The sequence below is a fragment of the Inquilinus limosus genome (genome assembly GCF_051487185.1).
Taxonomy (GTDB): domain Bacteria; phylum Pseudomonadota; class Alphaproteobacteria; order DSM-16000; family Inquilinaceae; genus Inquilinus; species Inquilinus limosus_F.
In genome coordinates this window covers 88,610-111,981 of record NZ_JAHVDK010000021.1, presented here as the reverse complement: position 1 = coordinate 111,981, position 23,372 = coordinate 88,610, and the positions used below count along the sequence as shown (strand labels likewise).

Here is a 23,372-nt window from a genome sequence, read left to right as displayed (position 1 = left end):
CCCGTGGCGCTCCTCACCGCCATCGCCATCCTCGCGGGCGCCGCCATCGCCCTCGAGATCCTGCTGATGCGGCTCTTCTCGATCCTGCTGTGGCACCATTTCGCCTACATGATCATCAGCGTGGCGCTGCTCGGGATCGGCGCCAGCGGCACGTTTCTCGTCTTCGCCAAGGACCTTCTGACGCGGCGGTTCACCATGGCCTTCGCCGGGTTCGGGATCCTGTTCGCGGTCTCCGCCGTCGGCTGCTTCGTCCTGGCGCAGCATGTGTCGTTCAACCCGCTCGAGGTGATCTGGGACGCCGGGCAGCAGGTCCGTCTCGCGCAGATCCAACTGCTGCTGGCCGTGCCCTTCTTCGCAGTCGGCGCCGCGATCGGATTGGCCTTCATTCACGGAGCGGACCGGATCGGGACCCTGTACCGGGCCGATCTGTTGGGCGCGGGCCTGGGCGCCCCGCTGATCGTGGCGCTCCTGTTTGTCGCCTGGCCGCAGGACTGCCTGCGTCTCGTCGGCGGGCTCGGCTTCGCCGCCGCCGCATTCGCCGCCTGGGCCGGCGCCGCCCGCCGGTGGGCCATCGCGCTCGCCGCTTTCGGGGCGATCTCCATCGCCGCTTGGCCGGCGTCCTGGCTGGACCTGTCGCCCTCGCCATACAAGGGCTTGAGCCTGGCGCTGACGGCGCCTGGCGCCCGGATCGTGACGCAACGATCGAGCCCGCTCGGGCTTCTGACGGTCGTGGAGAGTCCGGCCATCCCGTTCCGGCACGCCCCAGGCCTCAGTCTCGGCGCGACGACCGAGCCGCCGCCGCAGCTCGGCATCTTCACCGACGCCGAGTCCTTGAGCCCGATCGCCCATTTCACCGGTGATCCAGGCGCGCTGGCGTATCTCGATCAGCAGACGATGGCGCTGCCCTTTCATCTGCTGGAGCGCCCGCATGCGCTCATCCTGGGCGCCGGCGGCGGTGCCGACGTGCTGCGGGCGCTGCTCCATGAAGCGCGACATGTCGATGCCGTCGAGCTCAACCCGGCGTTGCTCGATCTGGTGCGGGAAGACTTCTCCGATTTCGCCGGAGGGCTCTATGGCCGCGCGGATGTGACGCTTCACGTCGCCGAAGCGCGCAGCTTCGTCGAGGCGAGCCGGGACCGGCGGTGGGACCTGATCCAGGTGGCGCTTCTCGACTCCTTCACCGCCGCCGCTGCCGGCGTCCAGGCGCTGGGCGAGACCGGGCTCTACACGGTCGAGGCTGTGCAGGCCTATCTGCGGCACCTCGCCCCGGGCGGCTTGCTGGCCGCCACCCGCTGGGTGCGGTCGCCGCCACGCGACGCCGTCAAGCTCTTCGCCACCGCCGTGCTGGCGCTCGAAGCCATGGGCGTGCGGACGCCCGGCGATCGGCTCGCCATGATCCATGGCTGGGACACGGCGACGCTTCTGATCAAGAACGGGCCCCTCACCGCCGCCGACGTCACCGCGATCCGGGCCTTCGCGGAGGCCCGCGCCTTCGACGTCGCGTGGCACCCCGGGATGTCGGCCGCGGAGGCGAACCGTTTCACCCGTCTCGCCGAACCGTCCCTCCACGAGGTCGCCGCGACGCTGCTCGGACCGGCCCGCCAGCGCTTCCTCGACGATTACGGCTTCGCTATCGCCCCTGCGACCGACGACCGGCCGTACTATTTCCGCTTCGTCAAATGGCGGCTGCTGCCGGAGCTCTGGGCGCTGCGCGGCCAGGGCGGGCTGACCCAGGCGGATGCCGGCTATCTCGTGGTCCTGGCCGCGCTGCCGCTGTCGGCGGCGGCGGGCCTCGTCCTGATCCTGCTGCCGCTCTCGATCCTGCGCACCAAGTCCGGCGGGGGTGGAGCGCCGGCGCGGTGGCGGGTGGCGATCTACTTCCTGATGCTCGGCTTCGCGTTCATGTTCATCGAGATCAGCTTCATCCAGCGCTTCACCCTGTTCATCGGCCACCCGCTCGCGGCCGTCGCCGTGGTGCTCGCCGCCTTTCTCGTGTTCGCCGGGCTGGGCAGCGGCCTCTCCCGGCGGCTGTCGCGGCATCGGCGTCTCGCGGTCGCAATCGCCGTGGCCGGCATCGTCTCGCTTGCCGGTCTCTACCTCATCGCGCTGCCTTTCGTGTTCCCGGGACTCGTCGCCCTTCCGGTCTGCGCCAAGGTGGCGGTCGCGGTCCTGCTGATCGCGCCCCTGGGCTTCGCCATGGGCCTGCCCTTCCCGCTCGGCCTCGGGCGGGTGGCGGCGGGGGCGCCAGGGCTGGTGCCCTGGGCCTGGGGCATCAACGGCTGCGCCTCGGTGGTCGGCGCTGTCCTCGCCAGCATCCTCGCCATGCATCTCGGCTTCACCATCGTCGTCGGCTTGGCGCTGGCGCTTTACGCCGTTGGTGCGGCGGTCTTCTTCCTGCCGGCTTCAGGCCGCCCATCGCAGTAAGAGCGCCGCCGCCCGACGGATCGCCACGGCATTGCCCACACGGCGGTGGCCGGGGCGGCCGATGGGACTGCAACTGGCCCGCTGCGGAAGAGCCGCCTGACGCCACCGGACGCCGAGGCCGGAGCGTCCTCCGGCGGATTGCCGACAGCCGAGATTTGAGACAAACTTCATATTGACCGATGGGGGGAGACATCTTGGACGTCGCCGACCGAGCCGTAAGGCCGCAGGCCAAAGCCGCGATTGCGGGAGACGCCCTGATTCTTTGACATCCTTACCGAAGGGCGGGACCGACCGCCCGATAGGAAAAAAGCTTTGGCCCGCCCCTCTTCTCGTTCATGGGCGGGGGCCGTGTGGCGCGTATTCGATCGCATTGCAGGAGGGGGAAGAAGCGATGACGGACTATATCGGAACCGATGCCGCGAGACCATTATCGGCAGTGCCGGGGAGGACCGGATTATCGGCCGCGGCGGCAACGACACGCTGACCGGAGGGGGCGGTAACGACGTCTTCGCCTACGACACGCGCCATTTCGACTTCGACACGATCACCGACTTCAACACCAATGGCGACAGGATCGATCTTTCCTATCTGCACATTGCCGATCTCGCCAGCCTGCAGTCCCTGATGATCCAGGCGGGCAACGACATCGTCATCGCCCTCGGCTGGACCGAACTGGGCGGCACCGCGGGCCTGCGCCTGCAGAACGTCGCCCTGAGCAGCCTGAGCGACGCCGACTTCATCTTCAACACATCGACCAACCCGCTCACCGTCACCGGCACCGCCGGCATGGACATCCTGTTCGGGGGCGCCGGCGACGACCGGATCATCGGCGGCGCCGACAGCGACTGGCTGGTTGGCGGCGCCGGCAACGACGTCTTCGTGTACGGCTCTCGCGAGTTCGGCCGCGACACGATCGCCGATTTCAACACCAGTGGCGACAGGATCGACCTCTCCCACCTCCATCTCGGCGATTTCGCCAGCCTGCAGCCCTTCATGACACAGGACGGCGCCGACGTCGTGATCGCCTTCAAGTATGGCGTGTATAACGATGAGGTCATCCGTATCGAGAACGTCGCGCTGGGCAGCCTGAGCGCCGCCGACTTCATCTTCGACACCTCGACCAGCTCGCTCAACGTCACCGGCACCCCCTACGGGGATGTCCTGTTCGGCGGCAACGGCGATGACACTATCTCGGGCGGCGGCAGCGATGGATGGGACCGCCTCGTCGGCGGCGCCGGCAACGACCGTCTCATCGGTGGCGGCGGTCAGGACTGGCTCATGGGGGGAGCCGGACACGACGTCTTCATCTTTAACCAGCGTGCGTTCGACGACGACACGATCGCCGACTTCGACGCCAATGGCGACAGGATCGACCTGTCGGCTTTGAACGTCGCCGATATCGACAGCCTCCGGCCCCTCATGAGCCAGGACGGCAACGATGTCGTCATCGCCCTCGGCTACGGCTTCGATGAGAGCATCCGCCTCCTGAACGTTTCGCTGGACAGCCTGAGCAACGCCGATTTCGTCTTCAACACGTCGACCAGTCCGCTCACCGTCACCGGCACCTTCTACCGGGATGTTCTGTTTGGTGGTGCCGGCAACGACACGATCTCGGGCAACGAGGGCTTCGACACCCTGGTCGGCGGCGCCGGCAACGACATCTTCGCGTACAAGGCCCGTGAGTTCGACACCGACACGATCGTCGACTTCAACACCAACGGCGACCGGATCGATCTGTCCGCTCTTCACGTCACCGATATCGGCAGGCTCCTGCCCTTCATGACCCAGGACGGCAACGACGTCGTCATCACCCTCGGCTACAACAGCGACAGCGAGACCATCCGCATCAAGAATGTCGCCCTGGGCAGCCTGAGCAACGCCAATTTCATCTTCGACACCTCGACCAACGCTCTCACGGTCATCGGCACCGCCTATAAGGACGTCCTCTTCGGCGGTGCCGGCAACGACACGATCTCCGCTGACGATGGCGACCGCGTCGACGGCGGCGCCGGCGACGACACGATCGTCAGCTTCGGCGGGGCCGCCCGCCTCGATGGTGGCAGCGGCATCGACACGGTCAGCTACGCCCCCGCTTGGTCGAGCGTCACAGTCGACCTCTCCGCGGGCAAGGGCACCGAGGGCGACGTCCTGGTCGGAATCGAGAACATCACCGGCGGCCACGGCAACGACACCCTCATCGGCAATGCCGGCGCCAATGTCCTGCAGGGCCAGGACGGCGACGATCTGCTGCGCGGCGGAGCCGGGGCCGACCGCCTCGATGGCGGCGCCGGCATCGACACCGCCGGCTACGACTTCGCCAGCACGGGCGTCACGGTCGACCTCTCGACGGGCAAGGGCACCGCGGGCGAGGCCCTGGGCGATATCCTGGTCGGGATCGAGAACCTCGTCGGCGGCCAGGGCAACGACACCCTCACCGGTGATGCGGGCGCCAATGTCCTGCAGGGCGGGAACGGTGACGATGTGATGCGCGGCGGCGCCGGAGCCGATCGCCTCGACGGCGGCAATAGCACCGACACCGCCAGCTACTTCACCAGCAACATCGGCGTCATCGTGAACCTGGCCGCCGGCACCGCGAGCGGCGGCGACGCGCAGGGCGATGTGCTGATCTCGATCGAGAACCTGTCGGGCAGCCAGGGCAGCGACCAGCTTACCGGCGACGCCTGGGCCAACACGCTGCAGGGCTGGAACGGCAATGACACCCTCAGGGGCGGGGCTGGGACCGACGTGCTCGACGGCGGCGCCGGCACCGACACCGCCAGCTATGTCGAGAGCTCGGCCGGGATCTCCGTCAGCCTGGTCACCGGCAAGGGCGCCGGCGGCGAGGCGCAGGGCGATACCCTGACCGGAATCGAAAACCTCTCCGGCGGCCTGGGCAATGACGGGCTGGAAGGGAATGCCGGCAACAACGTGCTCCAGGGCTGGGGCGGCAACGACGCTCTCGTCGGCGGCGCCGGCAAGGACACCCTGACCGGAGGCACCGGGGCCGACCGGTTCTACTTCATGGCGGTCACCGACAGCGTCGTCGGGGCCAATGCCGACCGGATCACCGACTTCAACCGCGCCGAGGGCGACCGTATTGACCTGCATCTGATGGACGCCAACACGACGGTCGCGGGCGACCAGGCCTTCACCTTCATCGGCACCGGCCTCTATACCGGCGTGGCCGGCCAGCTGCGCTATGCCATCGTCGATGGCGTGACCACCATTGCCGGGGACATCAATGGCGACAAGGTCAGCGATTTCCATATCCAGCTGACCGGCACGATTAGCCTCATGGTGTCGGATATCGTGCTGTAAACGAGCCGTTGACGGGCGTGACGGCACGGCCACCCGACTGGCCGTCTTCAACGACGGCCAGTCGGGAGAACGATGTATCCGGACATCTCGACTGCGGCCTCACGTCCCCTACTCCGCCGCCCCCGGCGCCGCGCCGGCGAGGCGCGGGAAGGCGCGGGCCCAGCGGCCGCGGGACCAGTGCCGGAGGCGGTCGAGCACCAGGTACAGCACCGGGGTGGTGTAGAGCGTCAGCAGCTGGCTGACGATCAGCCCGCCGACGATGGCGATGCCGAGCGGCTGGCGCAGCTCGCTGCCGCTGCCGAAGCCGACCGCCAGCGGGATGGCGCCGAAGATCGCGGCCATGGTCGTCATCAGGATCGGGCGGAAGCGCAGCAGGCAGGCCTCCAAGATCGCCTCGCGCGGGGAGAGGCCACGGCTGCGCTCCGCCTCCAGCGCGAAGTCGATCATCATGATCGCGTTCTTCTTGACGATGCCGATCAAGAGGATGACGCCGATCATCGCGATCAGGCTGAACTCGGTGCCGAACAGCATCAGCGCCAGCACCGCCCCGACCCCGGCCGAGGGCAGGGTCGAGAGGATGGTGATGGGATGGATCGTGCTTTCGTAGAGGATGCCGAGCACGATGTAGACGGCGGCCAGCGCCGCCAGGATCAGCACCGGCTCGTCGCGCAGCGAGCTCTGGAACACCTGGGCCGTGCCCTGGAAGCTGCCGTGGATGGTGGCCGGCATGTGGAGATCGACCATCGCCTGCTGCACCGCCGCCGCGGCGTCGCTGAGCGATTTCCCCGGCGCCAGATTGAACGAGATGGTGGTCGCCGCGAACAGGCCCTGGTGGTTGACCGAGAGCGGCGTGTTGCCGGGGCCGACATGGCTGATCGCCGACAGCGGCACCATCGTCTCCTGTGCCGTGCTGACCGCGGCGCCGCTCGACGTGCCCCTGCGGCCGGCATTGGCCAGCGCGTTGGTGGCGGCGTTGCGGGCGGCATCGTTCACACCGACCGCGGCGGTGCCGACCGTCCCCGCGGCCGCATTGGTGCTGGCGGTACCACTGGCGCTGCCGCCCGAGGTGCTGACGTACAGGTCCTTCAGCGTCTCCGGGCTCTGCCAGTATTGCGGCGCCACCTCCATCACCACGTGGTACTGGTTGATGGCGCTGTAGATGGTCGAGACCTGGCGCTGGCCGAAGGCGTCGTAGAGGGTGTTGTCGATCTGCTGCGGCGTGATGCCGAGCCTCGCCGCGGTGTCGCGGTCGATGACGAGGTCGGTCTCCAGCCCCTTCTGCTGCTGGTCGGAGTTGACGTCGGCCAGCACCGGGCTCTGCTGCAGCGCCTGCACCAGCTTCGGCCCCCATTCCTGCAGCTCCTGCGAGGAATCGGACTGCAGCGTGTACTGGTAGGCGGCGTTGCTCTGCCGCCCGCCGGCGCGGATGTCCTGGGCCGAGACCAGGAACAGGCGGACGCCCGGCACCACCGCCAGCTTGTCGCGCAGCCGGGCGATCACCTCGTCGTCGCTGACGCCGCGCTCGGGCAGCGGCTTCAGCGTGACGAAGACCTGGCCGGTGTTGGTCTGCGACCGGCCGCCGCCCCCGCCGCCGGTGAAGCCAACGATGCTCTCCACCGCCGGGTCGGCGCGGACGATGTCCATCAGCTGACCCAGCTTCTGCTGCATCAGCCGGAACGAGATGCTCTGATCCGCGACGATGCCGCCGACCAGCCGGCCGGTGCTCTGCTGCGGGAAGAAGCCCTTCGGGATGACCGCGAACAGCGCGATGTTCAGGCAGACCACGCCGAACAGCACCAGCAGCACGAGGCCGCCGTGGCGCAGCGCCCAGCCCAGCGTCCGCTCATAGACCCTGAGCGTCCGGGCCAGCAGCCCGGATCGGCGCTCGGCGGCAGGCGGTCGGTGCCGCAGCAGCAGGGCGCACAGCATCGGCGTGGTGGTCAGCGAGATCGCCATCGACACGGCGATGGCGACCGACAGCGTCAGCGCGAATTCGCGGAAGATCCGGCCGACCAGCCCGCCCATCAGCAGGATCGGCAGGAACACGGCGACCAGAGAGATGCTGATCGACAGTACGGTGAAGCCGACCTCGCGCGCGCCGCGCAGCGCCGCCTGGCGCCGCGGCATCCCGGCTTCGACATGGCGGGCGATGTTCTCCAGCACCACGATGGCGTCGTCGACGACGAAGCCGGTGGCGATGGTCAGCGCCATCAGCGACAGGTTGTCGAGGCTGTAGCCCAGGAGGTACATCGCCCCGAAGGTGCCGGTGATCGAGACCGGCACCGCCACCGCCGGGACGATGGCGGCGCGTGGGTCGCGCAGGAAGGCGAAGACCACCAGCATCACCAGCAGGACCGAGATCACGAGGGTGAGCTGGGTGTCGTTCAGCGAGGCGCGGATGGTGCCGGTGCGGTCGGCGGCCGGGGTGATCTCGATGTCCCGCGGCATCGCCGCGCGCAGATGCGGCAGCTCGGCCCTCACCCGGTCGACCGTGTCGATGATGTTCGCGCCGGGCTCGCGGTACAGCAGCACCAGCACCGCGGGCTGGCCGTCGGCCAAGCCGGCGTTGCGCAGGTCCTCGACTGAATCCACCACCTCGGCTACATCCTGCAGCCGCACCGCGGCACCGTTGCGGTACGCGATCACCAGCGGCCTGTAGTCCTCGGCCCGGCTGGCCTGGTCGTTGCTGGTGATCTGGAAGTGGCGGCCGGCCTCCTCGATCGCGCCCTTCGGGCTGTTGGCATTGGCCGCGGCCAGGGCGGCCCGCACATCCTCGAGCCCGATGCCGTACCGGGCCAGCGCCTGGGGGTTCAGCTCGACCCGGACCGCTGGCAGCGCGGCGCCGCCCAGCGTCACGTTGCCGATGCCCTCGATCTGCGACAGGCGTTGCTGCAGCACGTTGCTGGCGGCGTCGTAGATCTGGCCGCGGGTCAGGGTCTTCGAGGTCAGCGCCAGGATCAGCACCGGCGCGTCGGCCGGGTTCACCTTGCGGTAGGTCGGGTTGCTGCGCAGGCTGGCCGGCAGGTCCGCCCGGGCCGCGTTGATCGCCGCCTGCACGTCGCGCGCGGCGCCGTCGATGTCGCGGTCGAGGCCGAACTGCAGCGTGATCCGCGCCTGGCCGACCGAGCTCTGCGACGTCATCTCGGTGACGTCGGCGATGGCGCCGAGATGCCGCTCCAGCGGGCTCGCCACCGTGGCCGCCACCGTCTCCGGGCTGGCACCGGGCAGCGAGGCGGTGACCGATATGGTCGGGAAATCGACCTGCGGCAGCGGCGACACCGGCAGCTGGAGATAGGCGAAGAGGCCGGCCAGGACGATGCCGAGGGTCAGCAGCGTCGTCGCCACCGGCCGGGCGATGAAGGGGGCGGAGAGGTTCACGCCCGCCCCTCCCCCGGGCCGAAGCGGGAGCGTGGCCGGCGCCCCGTGATCCGCTGCGCCAGCCGGTCGAAGGCCAGGTAGATCACTGGGGTTGTGAACAGGGTCAGGAGCTGGCTGACGACGAGGCCGCCGACGATGGCAACGCCGAGCGGCCGCCGCAGCTCCGAGCCCATGCCGGTGCCGAGCATCAGCGGCAGGGCGCCGAGCACCGCCGCCATGGTGGTCATCAGGATCGGCCGGAATCGCAGCAGGCAGGCCTGGAAGATGGCCTCGCGCGGCGGCCGGCCCTCCTCGCGCTCCGCCTGCAGCGCGAAGTCGATCATCATAATCGCGTTCTTCTTGACGATCCCGATCAGCAGGATGATGCCGATGATCCCGATCACATCGAGCCCATCCCCCGCCGCCATCAGCGCCAGCAGCGCGCCGAGGCCGGCCGACGGCAGGGTGGACAGGATCGTGACCGGGTGGATGAAGCTCTCGTAGAGCACGCCCAGCACGATGTACATGGTCGCGATCGCGGCCAGGATCAGCAGCGCCTCGTTGGCCAGCGAGGATTGGAAGGCGGCGGCCGAGCCCTGAAAGGCGGTGACGAAGCTGTCGGGCAGGCCGACCTCGCGCTCCGCTTTCTCGATGGCGTCGACCGCGGCGCCGAGCGAGGCGCCCGGGGCCAGGTTGAAGGAGATCGTCGTCGCCGGGAACTGGCCGAGATGGGTGATCTGCAGCGGCGCGGTGCGCTGCACCACCTTGACGATGGCGGAAAGCGGCACCTGTCCGGTCGAGGACAGCGAGGACGGGAGGTACAGCGCCGACAGCCCCTGCAGCGACTGCTGCAGCGACGGGTCGGCCTCCAGGATCACGCGGTACTGGTTCGCCTGGGTGTAGATGGTCGAGACGATGCGCTGGCCGAAGGCGTCGTAGAGCGCGTTGTCGACCGTCGCCGGGGTGATGCCGAAGCGGGCGGCGGTGGCGCGGTCGATCACCAGGTCGACCGCCAGGCCTTGCTGCTCGTAATCGCTGGCGACGTCGGTGATCTCCGGCACCTGCTGCAGCCGCTGCATCAGCCTCGGCACCCAGTCCTGGAACTGGTCAAGATCGGCGTTCTGCAGCACGAACTGGTACTGGGTGCGGCTGACGGTGGAATCGATCGTCAGGTCCTGCACCGGTTGCAGGTAGAGGGTGATGCCGGGCACGCCCTCCGTTTCGCGCCGCAGCCGGTCGATGATTTCTCCGGCTGTCGCGGTACGCTGGCCGAGCGGCTTGAGGTTGATCAGGAACCGGCCGCTGTTCAGGGTGGTGTTGGTGCCGTCGACGCCGATGAAGGAGCTGAGGCCGGCGACGTCCGGATCCTTCAGGAGCGCCTCGGCCAAGGCCGACTGGTGCTTCGCCATCTCGGCATAGGAGACGGTCTGCGCCGCCTCGGAGATGCCCTGGATCATCCCGGTGTCCTGCTCCGGGAAGAAGCCCTTGGGGATGACGACATACAGCGCGAGGGTCAGGGCCAGCGTCGCCACCGCGACCAGGAGCGTCAGCGCCTGGCGGTCGAGCACCCAGCCGAGCGCCCTTCCGTACTGGCCGATGACCGAGGCGAAGGCGCGCTCCGCGGCCCGGTCGAAGCGGCCGCGCTCGGCCTCCGGCCGATGCCGCAGCAGCCTGGCGCACATCATCGGCACCAGGGTCAGTGACACCACCGCCGAGATCACGATGGTGACCGCCAGCGTAATCGCGAACTCATGGAACAGCCGGCCGACCACCTCGCCCATGAACAGCAGCGGGATCAGGACGGCGATCAGCGACACGGTCAGCGAGATGATGGTGAAGCCGATCTGCTCGGCCCCCTTCAGCGCCGCCTGCAGCGGCGGCTCGCCGGCCTCGACCAAGCGGGCGATGTTCTCGATCATCACGATCGCATCATCGACGACGAAGCCGGTGGCGATGGTCAGCGCCATCAGCGACAGGTTGTCGAGGCTGAAGCCGAGCAGGTACATCGCCGCCAGGGTGCCGACCAGCGACAGCGGCACCGACAGGCTGGGGATGATGGTGCCCGCCGCGGTGCGCAGGAACAGGAAGATCACCATCACCACCAGGGCCACGGCCAGCATCAGCTCGAAGCCGACATCGGCGACCGAGGCGCGGATGGTGACGGTTCGGTCGCCGAGCACCGCAACCTCGGCCGCTGCAGGCAGGGAAGCCTCGAGCTGCGGCAGGATCGCCTTGATGCCGTCCACCACCTCGATCACGTTGGCGCCGGGCTGACGCCGGACGTCGACGATGATCGCCGGGGTGGTGTTCGCCCAGGCGGCGAGCCTGCCGTTCTCCGGCCCGCTGACCACGGTGGCGACGTCCGACAGGCGGATCGGCGCGCCGTTGCGGTAGGCGACGACCACGTTCCCGTAGTCCTGCGCCTGGGTGATCTGGTCGTTGGCGTTGATCGTCGACGACCGGGTCGGCCCGTCGAAGTTGCCCTTCGGCGTGTTGACGTTGGCGTTGCCGAGGGTGGTGCGGATGTCGTCGATGGCGAGGCCGTAGGCGGCCAGCGCCTGCGGGTTGACCTGGATGCGCACCGCCGGCCGGGCGCCGCCGCTGAGGCTGACCAGGCCGACGCCGGGCTGCTGCGAGATCTTCTGCGCCAGGCGGGTGTCGACCAGGTTCTGCAGCTCGGTCAGCGGGATCGTCTTCGAGGTCACGGCGAGCGTCAGGATCGGCGCGTCGGCCGGGTTGACCTTGGCATAGATCGGCGGCGCCGGCAGGTCGCCGGGCAGAAGGTTGCCGGCGGCGTTGATCGCGGCCTGCACCTCCTGCTCCGCCACGTCGAGGCTGAGGTCGAGATCGAATTGCAGGGTGATGACCGAGGCGCCGGCCGAGCTGGCCGAGGTCATCTGGTTCAGCCCCGGCATCTGGCCGAACTGCTTCTCCAGCGGCGCGGTGACGGAGGAGGTCATCACCTCCGGGCTCGCCCCCGGATAGAAGGTCTGCACCTGGATGGTCGGGTAGTCGACCTCCGGCAGGGCCGAGAGCGGCAGGAAGCGGTAGGCCACGGCGCCGACCAGCAGGATCGCCGCCATCAGCAGCGAGGTGCCGACCGGCCGCAGGATGAAGGGACGGGACGGGTTCACGGCCGGCCTCCGCTCCGCGATCCGCGGGCGCTCATGGAGTCGCCGTGGACTGCTGGGTCTGGTTGTCGCGGCGGCGGTGCTGGCCGCCGCCCTCGCCGGAGCCCTGACGATGGTGCTGCTGGCCTGCCTGCGCGTCCGCCGGGGCGGCCGGCGCGCCGTCCTGGCCGGCCACGGTCACATGGGCGCCGTCGCGCAGCCGGTCGGTGCCGTCGACCACCACCCGGTAGCCGGGCTGCAGGCCGTCCTGGACCGAGACCATCCCGTTCTCCGCAGGGCCGGCCTTGATCGGCCGGACCGAGACGGTGCCGCCGGCATCGACCAGGTAGACGAAGGCACCCGGCGCGCCGTTCTGGACAGCCGCGACCGGCACGGTGACGGCGTCGTGCAGCGTGTCGACCAGGAGGCGGGCATTGACGAACTGGTTCGGAAACAGCGCCCCGTCGGCATTGTCGAAGACCGCCCGCAGCCTGACCGTGCCGGTGGTGGTGTCGATCTGGTTGTCGAGGGTGGAGAGCGTGCCGGTGGCGATCTGCGTCGTGCCGGAGCGGTCGAAGGCGATCACCGGGAGGCTGGCGCCGGCGCGCAGCCGGGCCTGGATCTGCGGCAGGTCGTCCTCCGGCAGCGAGAACACGACCGAGATCGGCTGCAGCTGGGTGATGACGACGATGCCGTTGGTGTCCGAGGCTTGCACGTAGTTGCCGGGATCGACCTGGCGCAGCCCGACCCGGCCGTCGATCGGCGCCGTGATGCGGGCGTAGGCGAGGTTGAGCTTCTGCGTGTCGATCTGCGCCTGGTCCGATTGGATCGTGCCCTGGGTCTGCTGCACCAGGAAGGCCTGATCATCGACCTGCTGCCGCGAGACGGCGTTCTGCTTCAGCATCTCCTGGTCGCGCGCTAGGCTGCTCTGGGCCTGGGCCAGCACCGCCTGGTCGCGGACGAGCTGCCCCTGGGCCTGTTCCAGCGCCACCTGGTAGGGGCGCGGATCGACCTGGGCCAGGAAGTCGCCCTTCTTCACCATCTGGCCTTCCTGGAACCCGACCTCGACCAGCTGGCCGGCGATCTGCGTCCTGACCGTGACGGTGGCGAGCGGCGTGACGGTGCCGAGCGCGTCGAGCGTGATCGGGATGTCGCCGCGGCCGACCGTGGCGACCCCGACCGGCTGGGCCGGCATCCCGGCGAAGCGGCCGCCGCCGGCCGGCGGCGGGGCGGGCGCCGTGACCACGAGCCAGGTGGCGAAGGCAATCAGCGCCGCGACCGCGACGCCGCCCGCGACCCAAAGCCCCCGCCGGCCGCGGCTTCGCGCCGGGACCGGCCTTTCCTTTTCCTCGACCGGCCGCGGGCGGTCCTCGACGCGAGCATCCATTGGTCCGTCACCCATCCGTGTCTACGGTCAGCGGACCCCCTACCGGCCCCTACACGGCGGGATGCTTCCGGCTCCGTCGGACCGCGGGACCATCGCTTCCGCCGCCCGGATGGGGCACAAAGACGCAGGTCGCGGGTTACTGGGCCCGTCGGGTGTGGGGGATGGAATGTATCGGGAGTTGCTGGCGCCACTGGTGCTGACCGGAAAGCTGTGGTGGCGCTTCTGGCCGCAGCTCACGCTTCTGGTCTTGATCGGTATCCTGCTCAGCGACCAGCTGCTGCTGCTGTCGGCCCGGATCGGCTTCGTCGACCGCTCCCTCGGCTTCGCGGCGTTGACTCTCGTGGTGCTGACCAAGCTGGTCGTCACGGTCACGAGCTTCCTGATCATGCGGCCGGCGCTTCCGGCCGTGGCTGCCGCCCAGGCACTGGCCGCCGGGACGGCGGTGCCGGTCACCGGCCCCGATCCCGACGCCCCCGGCGATGCCGGCAGCGCATCCAGGCCGGCCGGGCCGACGCGCCGGGAACGGCTGGCCGGCTTCGCCACCACCCTGACCATCGCCCTGGTGCCGTTCTTCGCCTACTACGCGGCCTGGGGCTTCCTCGGCGACACCATCCGGGAATACTCGATCCTGGGGCTGGAGCTCGCCCCCTTCGGCGGCGACGGCCAGCTGCTCAATGCCATCGGCGCGCGCTGGCTCGTCGTCTCCGTCGTCGGCACCTGGATCCTGCGCCGGCTGTTCATGGCACTGCGCGACCGGACCGGCGCCCCGATCTGGAAACTGCTGATCGTGCTGTGCGAGACCAACTGGATCTTCATCGGTCTGTTCGTGCTGTCGCAGTGGAAGGACGAGGTTCTCGCCTGGGTGGCCAGCGGCGCGGCCTGGGACTGGCTGAACGGGATCTGGCAGGCGGTGCTGAACCCGATCTCCACCGCCTTCGCCGCCGCCGAACCGGTCGAGCAGGCCCTGCCCGATGCGTGGACCGTCGCCACCGGCCTCTTCTTCTATGCCCTCCTGCCGCTGGTCTGGCTGGTGATGGCGGCCTTGATTTACGGCCACGACCTCGGCAGCGATCCGGGCTGGATGCGGCACCGGCGGCTGGAGCGCATCGGCAGCCGCTATGCCGCCCTGCCGAAATTCGTGCGCGACTTCATCGGCCATTTCATCAGTGGCTATCGCAGCCGATACCTGCCGGTCGCCAACAGTGTTCGGCTGGTGCTGCACGCCGATCTCGTTCTGCTCCTGGTCCTCATCGTCGGCTGGCGCGCGATCGGATGGGCGGCCGACTGGCTGTGGATCGGCGCGGCGCATCTGATCGGGCCGCATCCGCTCGATCTCTGGCAGATCCTGAACAACGGCCTGTCGCTGCTGTTCGGCGACCTGTCCGGGACCACGCCGGGCATCCTGGTCGAGCCGCTGCGCGCCTGCCTGATCGCCGCGGTGCTGGAGACCGCCTTCGCCCGGTCGCAGGCGGCGGAGGCGACAGGAACGGCTGAGGCGCAGGCTCCGCTGGACGGCACGGCCCCGTCCCCCTCACCCTCACCCTCCCGGCCCTGACGGGCCGGGCCCCTCCCTCTCCCCGAGGAGAGGGGATAGGAGCCGCAGCCTTCACACCTCTCCTTGGGGAGAGGTCGAAATCGTGTCAGCGATTTCGGGTGAGGGGGCGGCTCCGGCCCCGCCGCTTCGCCGAGATCTCTACGAACCGCGCTTGAAGCGCATATACCGGGGCCGTTCGCCGTCCATGCTCACGGTCGGCTCGACGATCTCGACCGCGTCGTGCGGGACGGTGAAGTCGTGCTCGATCCGCAGCACCATGCCGGGCGGCCGCGGCTCCAGGGTCGCGGCGCCGCAGGTCATGGTGCCTTCGGTCGAGCGCGGGCCGCCGAAGCTGCCGGCCGACCAGCGGCGCCCCTGATCGTCCCGCAGCAGCACCCGGCAGCGCGTCCACAGCGTCTCGATGCCGGGCTCGCGCACGGTGGCGACGAGGCGGACCCGGACGGGCGTGCCCTGCCCCTGCCGGCGCGGCCATCCGGATTGCTTGAGCGGCAGCACCTCGACCGTCTCCAGCCGCCAGTCGGCCCCGGCGAAGCGGACCTCTGCGCCGGCGGGCACGGCCTGCTCGAACAGCTCCTGGGCCTGCCACCATTCCCCGATATTCTCCCTGGCGATCACCAGGAAACTGACGGGCACCGCGACGAGCAGCGCCCAGAGGCTGCGACGGCGCCATCGGCGCTCGCCGGTGTCGGTCGGGACCAGGGCGGTGGCGGCGGTGTCGTCCTGCTGTTCGGCCGCGCTCATTCGATCGCCCCCGGCGTGCGGTTGAGGTCCAGGCTGTCGGCGATCGGCAACGCCCCGCCGCCGTCGCCGAGGGCGATGCGGACGACGGAGTCGAGCCGCGTGGTGCCGACGCCCGGGGCCATGAAGGTGGCGCCGCGGGCCTGGTCCTCGCGGATCTCGAAGATGAACCAGCCGCGCCGCGGCAGGCCGGGCTGAAGCAAGGCGCCGGCCAGCAGCGACCGGACGCCGGAAAGCCGGTCGCTGTGGGAATAGCGCAGCCCCGTCGGCCCCTCCCAGACCGCCTCGTGCACCAGCGTGCTTTCCGACCGTGCCGCCAGGGTCGCGGTGACGACCGCCCAGAGGCCGGAGGTGTCGCGGACCACCGGCTTGCCATAGGCCTCGAAGCGGAGCTGCCGGGCGAACTGGATCGTCTCGATCCGGGCCGTGAACTTCCGGGCGGCGACGGTCTCGCCGATCCGGCCGTGGATCGGGATGGGGTCGGTCTTCCGGTCGTAATAGGGCGTGGTCCACTGCATGGCCAGCAGCAGGACGGCGGCGACCGCCAGCGCCACCAATCGGGCGAGCCACCGCATCATGCCGGGTCGGCCGCTTGGACGGGCAGGTCGACGGTGCCGATCACCTGCGGATTGTACCAGCCGGACTGCCCCCGGAGATTGTCGCGCCGCTTGTAGATCGAACCGTGGATGGCGAGCCGCAGCACTGGCGGCACCGCAGCCTCCTGCGGCAGGGTCCAGACCATCGCCAACCGCTCCGTCAGGTCCGGATGCAGCTCCGCGGCCCGATCGCGGTCGCGCAGCAGGAAGACGTCCGGCCTGTCCTCGCCGATCGGCGGGTCCAGGGTCAGCAGGCGATAGAAGCTGTTGCTGGACTCGCCGGTGCGGTTGGTCAGCTCGACCTCCACCACCACGGCCTTCCCGCCGCCCCGGACCGGCCTTCCGTCCGGGGTGGCGCCGTCGATCCGCGCGCTCAGTGGCACCACACGCCACTGCCCAGCCTCGATCGGCGCACCGGCAGGGAAGCTCGGCAACGCCTCGTCCTTGCCGTAGGAGGCGACGGTCATGACCAGGGCCACCCCGGCGGCCAGGAAGCCGCCGATGCCCGTGGTCAGCCAGACCACGGTCCTCTGTCTCAACCCGCCCAGGCCGAGCCGTTGCCGCAGCGACATGCTGAAGGCGCTCCCCCACACAGGACCGATCGAACACGCGATACGCGAATTGGTTCCTGTTGTCACGGTGGGACGGCGGCATCCCTACCCAGCGCCTCACAGCTCCAGCACCACCCTTCCGCTGGCCGGGACAGCACAGCAGACCAGCGCCTCGCCCGGCTGCGGCGCACCGGCCGGCGGCTCGGGATAGGTCACGGTTCCCTCCGACACCCGCGCGGCGCAGGTGCCGCACAGACTGGAGCGGCAGCTCCACGGCGCCGCGATCCCGGCCGCCTCGGCGAGATCGAGCAGCGAGCCCTTCGACGGGTCCCAGCCGGTGGTGCGGCCGGAGGCGCGGAACTCGACTTCGGACTCCGCCACCGCCGGCGGTAGGGAGGCCGGGTCCATCGGCTCGGCCGAACCGGCGGCGAAGGCCTCGCTGCGGATCCGCTCCGGCCGCACGCCCAGGCCGGACAGGTTCTCGCGCATGGCCTGCATGAAGCCGGCCGGGCCGCAGAGATAGACGTCGTAATCGTCGAGCGGCAGCAGCCGGCGCAGCAGAGCGGCGTCGATGTGGCCGGCGTCGTCATAGTCCCGGCCCGGCACGTCCTGCGGCCGCGGCCGGCTGTAGCGGACATGCACGGTCAGACTCGGCGCCCGCGCCGCCAGGGCCCGGAGATGGTCGCCGAAGGCGTGCTCGGCCCCGTCGCGCGGCGGCGTGGACGAACCAGATCCCGCCGCCGGGGTGGCGCAGCCGCTCCGGGTTGCGGCCGATCAGATGGTTCAGCATCGCGATCATCGGCGTCACCCCGACCCCGGCCGAGAGCAGCAGCACCGGCCGGCGGCTGTCGGCGGCGAGCACGAAGTCGCCGCGCGGCGCCAGCGCCCGGATGATGTCGCCGACCCGGACATGGTCGTGCAGCCAGTGGCTGGCCAGGCCGGACCCGCCGGGCCCGGTCTCGCGCTTGACGCTGATCCGGTAGCTGCGGCCGTCCGGCGCGTCGGACAGGGTGTAGGTGCGGCGCACCGGCCGGTCGCGGCCGGGGATGTCGAGCGCGATCGGCAGGAACTGGCCGGGCCGGTGCGGCACGACGCTGCTGCCGTCGGCCGGCTCGAGGATGAAGGAGCGGATGGTTGCGCTCTCCTCCACGATCCGGCTCACGGTGAAGGGGCGCAGCGTGTTGCGCGCCGCCTCGGCCGCGGCCGCCCGCTCGGCCTCATCCCAGGTGCCGGTGGCGGCGAGCTGCGGCGCCTGTTCCGGCGCCGACCAGCGCAGCGGCACCGCATCCTCGATCCACAGCCCTTCCTCCAGCCAGAAACGCAGCAGCCGCTCCGCCCCCGCGAAAGCCGCGACCTCGAGCCCGTCCCACACCACCTCGGCCGTGCCGGTCAGCAGCAGCACGCCGCCGGTGTCGAAATCGACGAAGACCAGGCCGGCGCGCGGGTCGGCCTCGATGTTGCCGAAGGTGTTGAAGTAGAAGTTGCCGACGAAGTCCGGCACGGTCAGCACCGTGCGCCCGCCCTCCTCCGCCACCCGGACGAAGCCGGGCCGGCCGCCGCGATGCGAGACGTCGACGCCTTCGCTCGGCGCCCCGCCTTCTCCGGCCTCGGCGGAGCGGGTGGCGATGAAGAAGGTGTCGGCCGTGGCGACCAGCGCCGCCGCCCGCGGCGACAGCACCGGTCCCTCGGCTTGCACGGGCCGCGGCGCGCCCAGGCTCTCCGGCTCCGCGACGAAGCTCGGGCTGCGCGCCTGGATGTATTGCGGGCAGTTGCCGAAGCTCTGCCCGACCGTGACGGCGAAGCGGTCTTCGCCCCTTTCGGTGACCGTGCCGTTCATCCGGTTGCGCCGCCGCGTCTCCAGCTGGATCCCGAGCAGCGCGATCGGCGCGCCCGGGGCCAGGTTGGCGTCCAGCGGGTCGCCATAGGCCGGCCGCGCCGCCACGGTCAGGGTCCGCGGGTCGGGCGATTGCAGGAAGCCCGGACGGCCCGACAGGATCGAGGCCCAGGGCCGGCCCTGCCGGTCGAGGCTGCCGACCACGACGAAGGGCAGCATGGCGAAGAAGTCGCGGTGCTGGTCCGGCATGATGCCGCGGATCACCCGCCGGCCGGCCGCCGCCAGCCGCTCGCGCACCCCGGCGCGGGCCTGGGCGGCCAACTCGCCCGGGTGGAACGGCGGCTCCTCATGCGGCCAGCCGGCCAGCGGCGGGGGAGTGACGGTGTCGGGCATGATGCACCTCGATGGATGCCGCGCGGCCCTCAGGCGGCAACGGCGCTGCGCGGCATCGGCACGAAGCCGGGCAGAGCTTCGACCCGAGCGAGCCAGGCGCGGATGTTGGGACAAGGCTGCAGCGAGACGCCGCCCTCCGGCGCCACCGCGGTGTAGCTGTAGAGCGCCACGTCGGCGATGGTCGGTTCCGGGCCGGCGAGAAAGCCGCCCCGGGCCAGATGCGCCTCCATCCCCTCGAACAGGCGGGCGGCGATCGCCTTGGCGCGGTCGTGGTCGAGCTTGGCGCCGAAGACGGTGACCAGGCGCGCCGCCCCGGGGCCGTAGGCCAGGAAGCCGGCCGCGGCGGAGAGCCAGCGCTGCACCTGGGCGGCCGCCACCGGATCGCGCGGCAGCCAGCGGCCGGTCTCGTCGTAGCGGCCGGCGAGATAGACCAGGATGGCGTTGCTGTCGGCCAGGGCGACCTCGCCGTCCTCGATCGCCGGCACCTGGCCGAAGGGGCTCTTGGCCAGGAATTCCGGCGTCTTGTTCTCACCCTGGCGGAGATCGACCTCGACGATCTCGAAGGGCAGGCCGAGCAGCGACAGGAACAGCTCGACCCGGTGGGAATGGCCGGACAGGGCGAAGCGGTAGAAGCGGATGGGCTGGGCGGGAACCGGCATGGCGGCGTCCTTTCGGCAGAGAGTTCGCCGCAAGATTTGTCCATTCCACCCTCTGTGGATAATAATCGCCATCAGCAGATCACCGTTTCAAATGGCGGAATGATGGACCGGCTGGATGGCATGCGCATCTTCGTCGCCGTGGCCGAGGCTGGCGGCTTCGCCCCGGCCGCCCGGCGGCTCGGCCTGTCGCCGCCGGCCGTGACCCGCGCGGTGGCGGCGGTGGAGGAGCGGATCGGCGCCCGCCTGCTGCACCGGACCACCCGGATCGTGCGGCTGACCGAGGCCGGGACGCGGTTCCTGGAGGATTGCCGCCGCATCCTGGCCGAGATCGAGGAGGCCGAGGCCGCGGCGGCCGGGCTGCATGCCGAGCCGCGCGGGCCGGTCGCGGTCACGGCGCCGGTGCTGTTCGGCCGACTGCATGTGGCGCCGGTGCTGTTCGACGTCGCCGATCGCTATCCAGGCCTCGTGGTGCGCAGCTTCTTCATCGATCGCATCGTCCACCTGGCCGAGGAGGGCTACGACGTCGCCGTGCGCATCGCCGAGCTGCCGGATTCCGGCCTCAGCGCCATCCGCGTCGGCTCGGTGCGGCGGGTGGTCTGCGCCTCGCCCGCCTATCTCGCCGCCCACGGCGCGCCGCGTAGCCCGGCCGAGCTGGCGGAGCATGAGGCGATCCCCTTCTTCCAGGGCTCCACGCCGCGCGACTGGACCTTCCATCACGGCGACCGGACCGAGACTATCACGCCGAGGGCGCGGCTGATCGTGAACCAGGCCGATGTCGCGGTGGCGGCGGCGGTGGCGGGGCGCGGCCTCACCCGGGTGATGTCCTACCAGGCGGCGGCTGCGATCCGGGCCGGGCAGTTGGTGGTTCTGATGGAGGAGTTCGAGCCGCCGCCGATCCCGATCCATGTCGTGCACCAGGAGGGCCGCCGCGCCTCTGCCCGAGTGCGGGCGCTGGTCGATTTCCTGGCGGATGGGCTGCGCGCCGACCCGGCGCTCAGGACCTAGCTTCGCAGCACCAGCACATTGCCGCAGAGGATGGTGGCGGCGCCGAGCAGCAGGCCGGGGCCGAGGGCGAGGCCTTCGAAGCCGGCGGACAGCGCCAGGGCGACCACCGGCACCAGCGCCAAGGTGTAGGCGGTGCGGGCCGGGCCGATGCGGCGCACCAGGTCGAAATACATCAGGAAGGTGACGCAGGAGGCGGCGACGGCGAGATAGGCCAGGCTGCCGAGATAGCGCGGCGAGGTGTCGATCGCGAAGGCCGCCCCGGCCGCGGCCGACCAAGCGAAGGCGGCGGCGGCACCGGTCAGGGCGCCCCAGCCCATCACCGCCTGGATCGGGATGCCGCGCTTCTGGTTGCGGGCGCCGAGGATGGTGCCGCCGGCGGTGGCCAGCGCCGCGAGCGCCGCCCAGGCCAGCCCGGCCAGGCTGCGCCCATCCGCCGCCACGGCGCCGAGATCGCCGCCGAAGACGATGGCGAGGCCGAGCACGCCGCAGCCGAGCCCGGCCCAGAGCCGCGGCGTCAGCGCGGTGCCGAGGAAAACGCGGCCGAGCAGCCCGGCGAAGACGGCGGAGAGCGACAGCACCAGCGCCGCCAGCCCGCTCGGGATCAGCCGCGTGGCGTTGTAGAAGGCGATGAAGGCGAGGCCGAAGAACAGCACGCCCTGCAGCAGCACCCAGGGCAGGTCGGCGCGGGACAGGCGCAGCCGGGCACCGGTGGCGGCGCCGAGGCCCAGCATCAGCAGGCCGGCCGCGGCCATGCGGTAGCCGACCGAGACCGTCGCCGCCACCGGCCCGGCCTGCAGCGCGGTGGCCAGCGCCCCGCCGCCCCAGAGCAGCGCCGTGGCCAGGAACAGGACCGCGGTCACCGCCCTGCCTCCCCGGCTTCGGCCGCCTCGGCCAGCAGCGCCCGCCAGCCGGCACCGATGAGCTTGCCGCTGGCGGTGTCGAGCCGGTCGAGGGCGCGGTCGAGCGCCGCCCGCTCCACCTCCGGCAGCGCCGCCAGCAGCTTGGCCTCGATCGCACGGGCCAGGATCGCGATCTCGGCGAAGGCGGCCTCTCCCTCCTTGGTCAGCGTCACCGAGGCGTAGCGCCGGTCCTGTGCCCCGGCCTCGCGCCGGGCGAAGCCGAGGGCGACGAGCTGGGCGATGCCGCGGCTGACCGCAACCGCGTCGAGGCCGCAGGCCCGCGCGATCTCGCGGGCGCTGACGCCCGGCCGGTCGGCCACCACCGCCAGGATACGCCAGGCCGGCAGGCCCATGCCCCAGCGCGGGCCGTAGAAGCTCTCCAGCAGCTCTGCCACCCGGGCGGCGACGACGAACATCCGGTAGGGCAGCCAGCGCCCGAGCTCCAGGGCGGGGGCGGTTGCGGCGAGGGATGATGGATCGGTCATGGCGCGTTCCGATCTCAAAATGATTTCATTATGAAATCATATCGGATTTAATTGCACCAGACCCTGAATGCCGTCATTGCGAGCGCAGCGAAGCAATCCAGGGCCGCAAGAGCGGAGGCATGGATTGCTTCGTCGGCTTCGCCTCCTCGCAATGACGGTGAGGGTTGCCGAATGCCGACCTCGACCGGCCTCACCCCGCCCTGGCCCCCATCTCCATCGGCGCGATCAGGCCGCACTCCAGCGCCGCCATCACATTGCCCATCCGCTCCGGCGTCGCCGGGCCCATCAGGATGTGGAGGCCGAGCGGCGGGGCGCCCTGGATCGCCACCCGCTCCCTCATCTCGCGGCCGAGCGTGAGCGCCAGCGCGCTGCGGTCGTGCTCCGCCTCGATCGCGAAGCCGGCCTCCCCGAGCAGCCGCCGATAGGTCTCGGGCGGCTCGACGAAGCTGGTCTCCGTTGTCGCCGCCCAGGGCATCGGATAGCGCAGATCGCCCTGCCCCGCCCGCATGACGTCGTAGACGCCGAAGCGGCCGCCGGGCTTCAGCACCCGCCGCACCTCGGCGAACAGCGCCGCCTTGTCGGCGATGTTCATGCCGACATGGATCAGGGTGGCGGCATCGAAGCCGGCATCCGGGAACGGCGTGGCCAGCGCGCTGCCCTGGCGGAACGACACCAGGCCGGCCAGGCCGCAGCGGCGGGTCAAGGCCTCGGCCGCCTCGATGAATTCCGCCGTCAGGTCGATGCCGGTGACCCGGCAGCCATGCGCCGCGGCGAAATGGCGGGCCGGCCCACCGATGCCGCAGCCGACCTCGAGCACATGCAGATCCGGCCCCAGGCCGAGATCCTGCGCCAGCTCCGCCGTGGCGGCGTACCAGCCGAGATGGAACTCGTCGGCGCCGGAGAGGTCGCCGGGCACGAGCCGGTCGACATCCTTGCCGCTGGCCCGCAGCGCCTCGATCACCGCCTGCTCGATGCCGCTGCGGCCGTAATGGCGCGCGACCGCCTGCTCGGTTTCCATGGCCGCCTCCTGTGGGTCCGGCCATCCTACCGCAAGCGGGAGG

Annotated in this window: 16 protein-coding genes; 4 read left to right on the top strand and 12 right to left on the bottom strand. The window is 70.6% G+C overall.

Annotation, left to right across the window (positions count from 1 at the left end; all coding sequences use genetic code 11):
- The first annotated feature begins 3 nt into the window (after positions 1–3).
- Entirely contained in the window at positions 4–2,424 is a 2,421-nt protein-coding gene (locus KXR53_RS23040; protein WP_437377616.1) for a spermidine synthase, read from the top strand.
- A gap of 348 nt (positions 2,425–2,772) precedes the next feature.
- Positions 2,773–5,742: a calcium-binding protein gene (locus tag KXR53_RS23035; protein ID WP_437377615.1), complete on the top strand. Its 2,970-nt coding sequence runs from the start codon at positions 2,773–2,775 to the stop codon at positions 5,740–5,742.
- Positions 5,743–5,850: 108 nt separating this feature from the next.
- On the opposite strand, the gene KXR53_RS23030 is transcribed toward KXR53_RS23035, so the two are convergent.
- From KXR53_RS23030 to KXR53_RS23020, 3 genes are read right to left on the bottom strand one after another with little or no spacing between them, the layout of a single operon-like run.
- Positions 5,851–9,120: an efflux RND transporter permease subunit gene (locus tag KXR53_RS23030; protein ID WP_437377614.1), complete on the bottom strand. Its 3,270-nt coding sequence runs from the start codon at positions 9,118–9,120 to the stop codon at positions 5,851–5,853.
- Entirely contained in the window at positions 9,117–12,233 is a 3,117-nt protein-coding gene (locus KXR53_RS23025; protein WP_437377613.1) for an MdtB/MuxB family multidrug efflux RND transporter permease subunit, read from the bottom strand. The genes KXR53_RS23030 and KXR53_RS23025 overlap by 4 nt, the downstream gene beginning before the upstream one ends.
- Before the next feature lie 31 nt (positions 12,234–12,264).
- Positions 12,265–13,596, bottom strand: coding sequence for an MdtA/MuxA family multidrug efflux RND transporter periplasmic adaptor subunit (locus tag KXR53_RS23020; protein ID WP_437377612.1), 1,332 nt, complete (start codon positions 13,594–13,596; stop codon positions 12,265–12,267).
- Between the two features lie 166 nt (positions 13,597–13,762).
- Between KXR53_RS23020 and KXR53_RS23015 the strand changes: the two genes are divergently transcribed.
- Positions 13,763–15,151 carry a hypothetical protein gene (locus KXR53_RS23015; protein WP_437377611.1) on the top strand — a complete coding sequence of 463 codons (1,389 nt, stop codon included), beginning with the start codon at positions 13,763–13,765 and terminating at the stop codon, positions 15,149–15,151.
- Positions 15,152–15,289: 138 nt separating this feature from the next.
- Here the strand turns inward: KXR53_RS23015 and KXR53_RS23010 are convergent, their stop codons facing one another.
- The 6 genes from KXR53_RS23010 to KXR53_RS22985 form a co-directional block, all read right to left on the bottom strand.
- Positions 15,290–15,892: a hypothetical protein gene (locus KXR53_RS23010; protein WP_437377610.1), complete on the bottom strand. Its 603-nt coding sequence runs from the start codon at positions 15,890–15,892 to the stop codon at positions 15,290–15,292.
- Entirely contained in the window at positions 15,889–16,467 is a 579-nt protein-coding gene (locus KXR53_RS23005; protein WP_437377609.1) for a hypothetical protein, read from the bottom strand. The genes KXR53_RS23010 and KXR53_RS23005 overlap by 4 nt, the downstream gene beginning before the upstream one ends.
- Positions 16,464–17,057: a hypothetical protein gene (locus KXR53_RS23000; RefSeq protein ID WP_437377608.1), complete on the bottom strand. Its 594-nt coding sequence runs from the start codon at positions 17,055–17,057 to the stop codon at positions 16,464–16,466. The genes KXR53_RS23005 and KXR53_RS23000 overlap by 4 nt, the downstream gene beginning before the upstream one ends.
- A 96-nt stretch (positions 17,058–17,153) precedes the next feature.
- A complete protein-coding gene (locus KXR53_RS22995; protein ID WP_437377643.1) occupies positions 17,154–17,684 on the bottom strand; it encodes a flavin reductase family protein in 531 nt (176 codons plus the stop codon).
- On the bottom strand, positions 17,623–19,263 hold the full coding sequence (locus KXR53_RS22990; RefSeq protein ID WP_437377607.1) for an FAD-binding oxidoreductase: 1,641 nt from the start codon (positions 19,261–19,263) through the stop codon (positions 17,623–17,625). Before KXR53_RS22990 ends, KXR53_RS22995 begins: the two co-directional genes overlap by 62 nt.
- A gap of 29 nt (positions 19,264–19,292) precedes the next feature.
- Positions 19,293–19,922 carry a glutathione S-transferase family protein gene (locus KXR53_RS22985; RefSeq protein ID WP_437377606.1) on the bottom strand — a complete coding sequence of 210 codons (630 nt, stop codon included), beginning with the start codon at positions 19,920–19,922 and terminating at the stop codon, positions 19,293–19,295.
- Positions 19,923–20,024: 102 nt separating this feature from the next.
- Here KXR53_RS22985 and KXR53_RS22980 point away from each other — a divergent pair, with 102 nt between their 5' ends.
- Positions 20,025–20,927: a LysR family transcriptional regulator gene (locus KXR53_RS22980; protein ID WP_437377605.1), complete on the top strand. Its 903-nt coding sequence runs from the start codon at positions 20,025–20,027 to the stop codon at positions 20,925–20,927.
- Here KXR53_RS22980 and KXR53_RS22975 read toward each other — a convergent pair.
- From KXR53_RS22975 to KXR53_RS22965, 3 genes are all read right to left on the bottom strand, one after another.
- A complete protein-coding gene (locus tag KXR53_RS22975) occupies positions 20,924–21,787 on the bottom strand; it encodes a DMT family transporter (protein ID WP_437377604.1) in 864 nt (287 codons plus the stop codon). The genes KXR53_RS22980 and KXR53_RS22975 overlap by 4 nt on opposite strands.
- Entirely contained in the window at positions 21,784–22,311 is a 528-nt protein-coding gene (locus KXR53_RS22970; protein WP_437377603.1) for a MarR family winged helix-turn-helix transcriptional regulator, read from the bottom strand. Before KXR53_RS22970 ends, KXR53_RS22975 begins: the two co-directional genes overlap by 4 nt.
- A gap of 190 nt (positions 22,312–22,501) precedes the next feature.
- The gene (locus KXR53_RS22965; protein WP_437377602.1) at positions 22,502–23,329 is read right to left on the bottom strand and encodes a class I SAM-dependent methyltransferase; all 828 of its coding nucleotides are present in this window, start codon (positions 23,327–23,329) and stop codon (positions 22,502–22,504) included.
- Positions 23,330–23,372 lie beyond the last annotated feature (43 nt).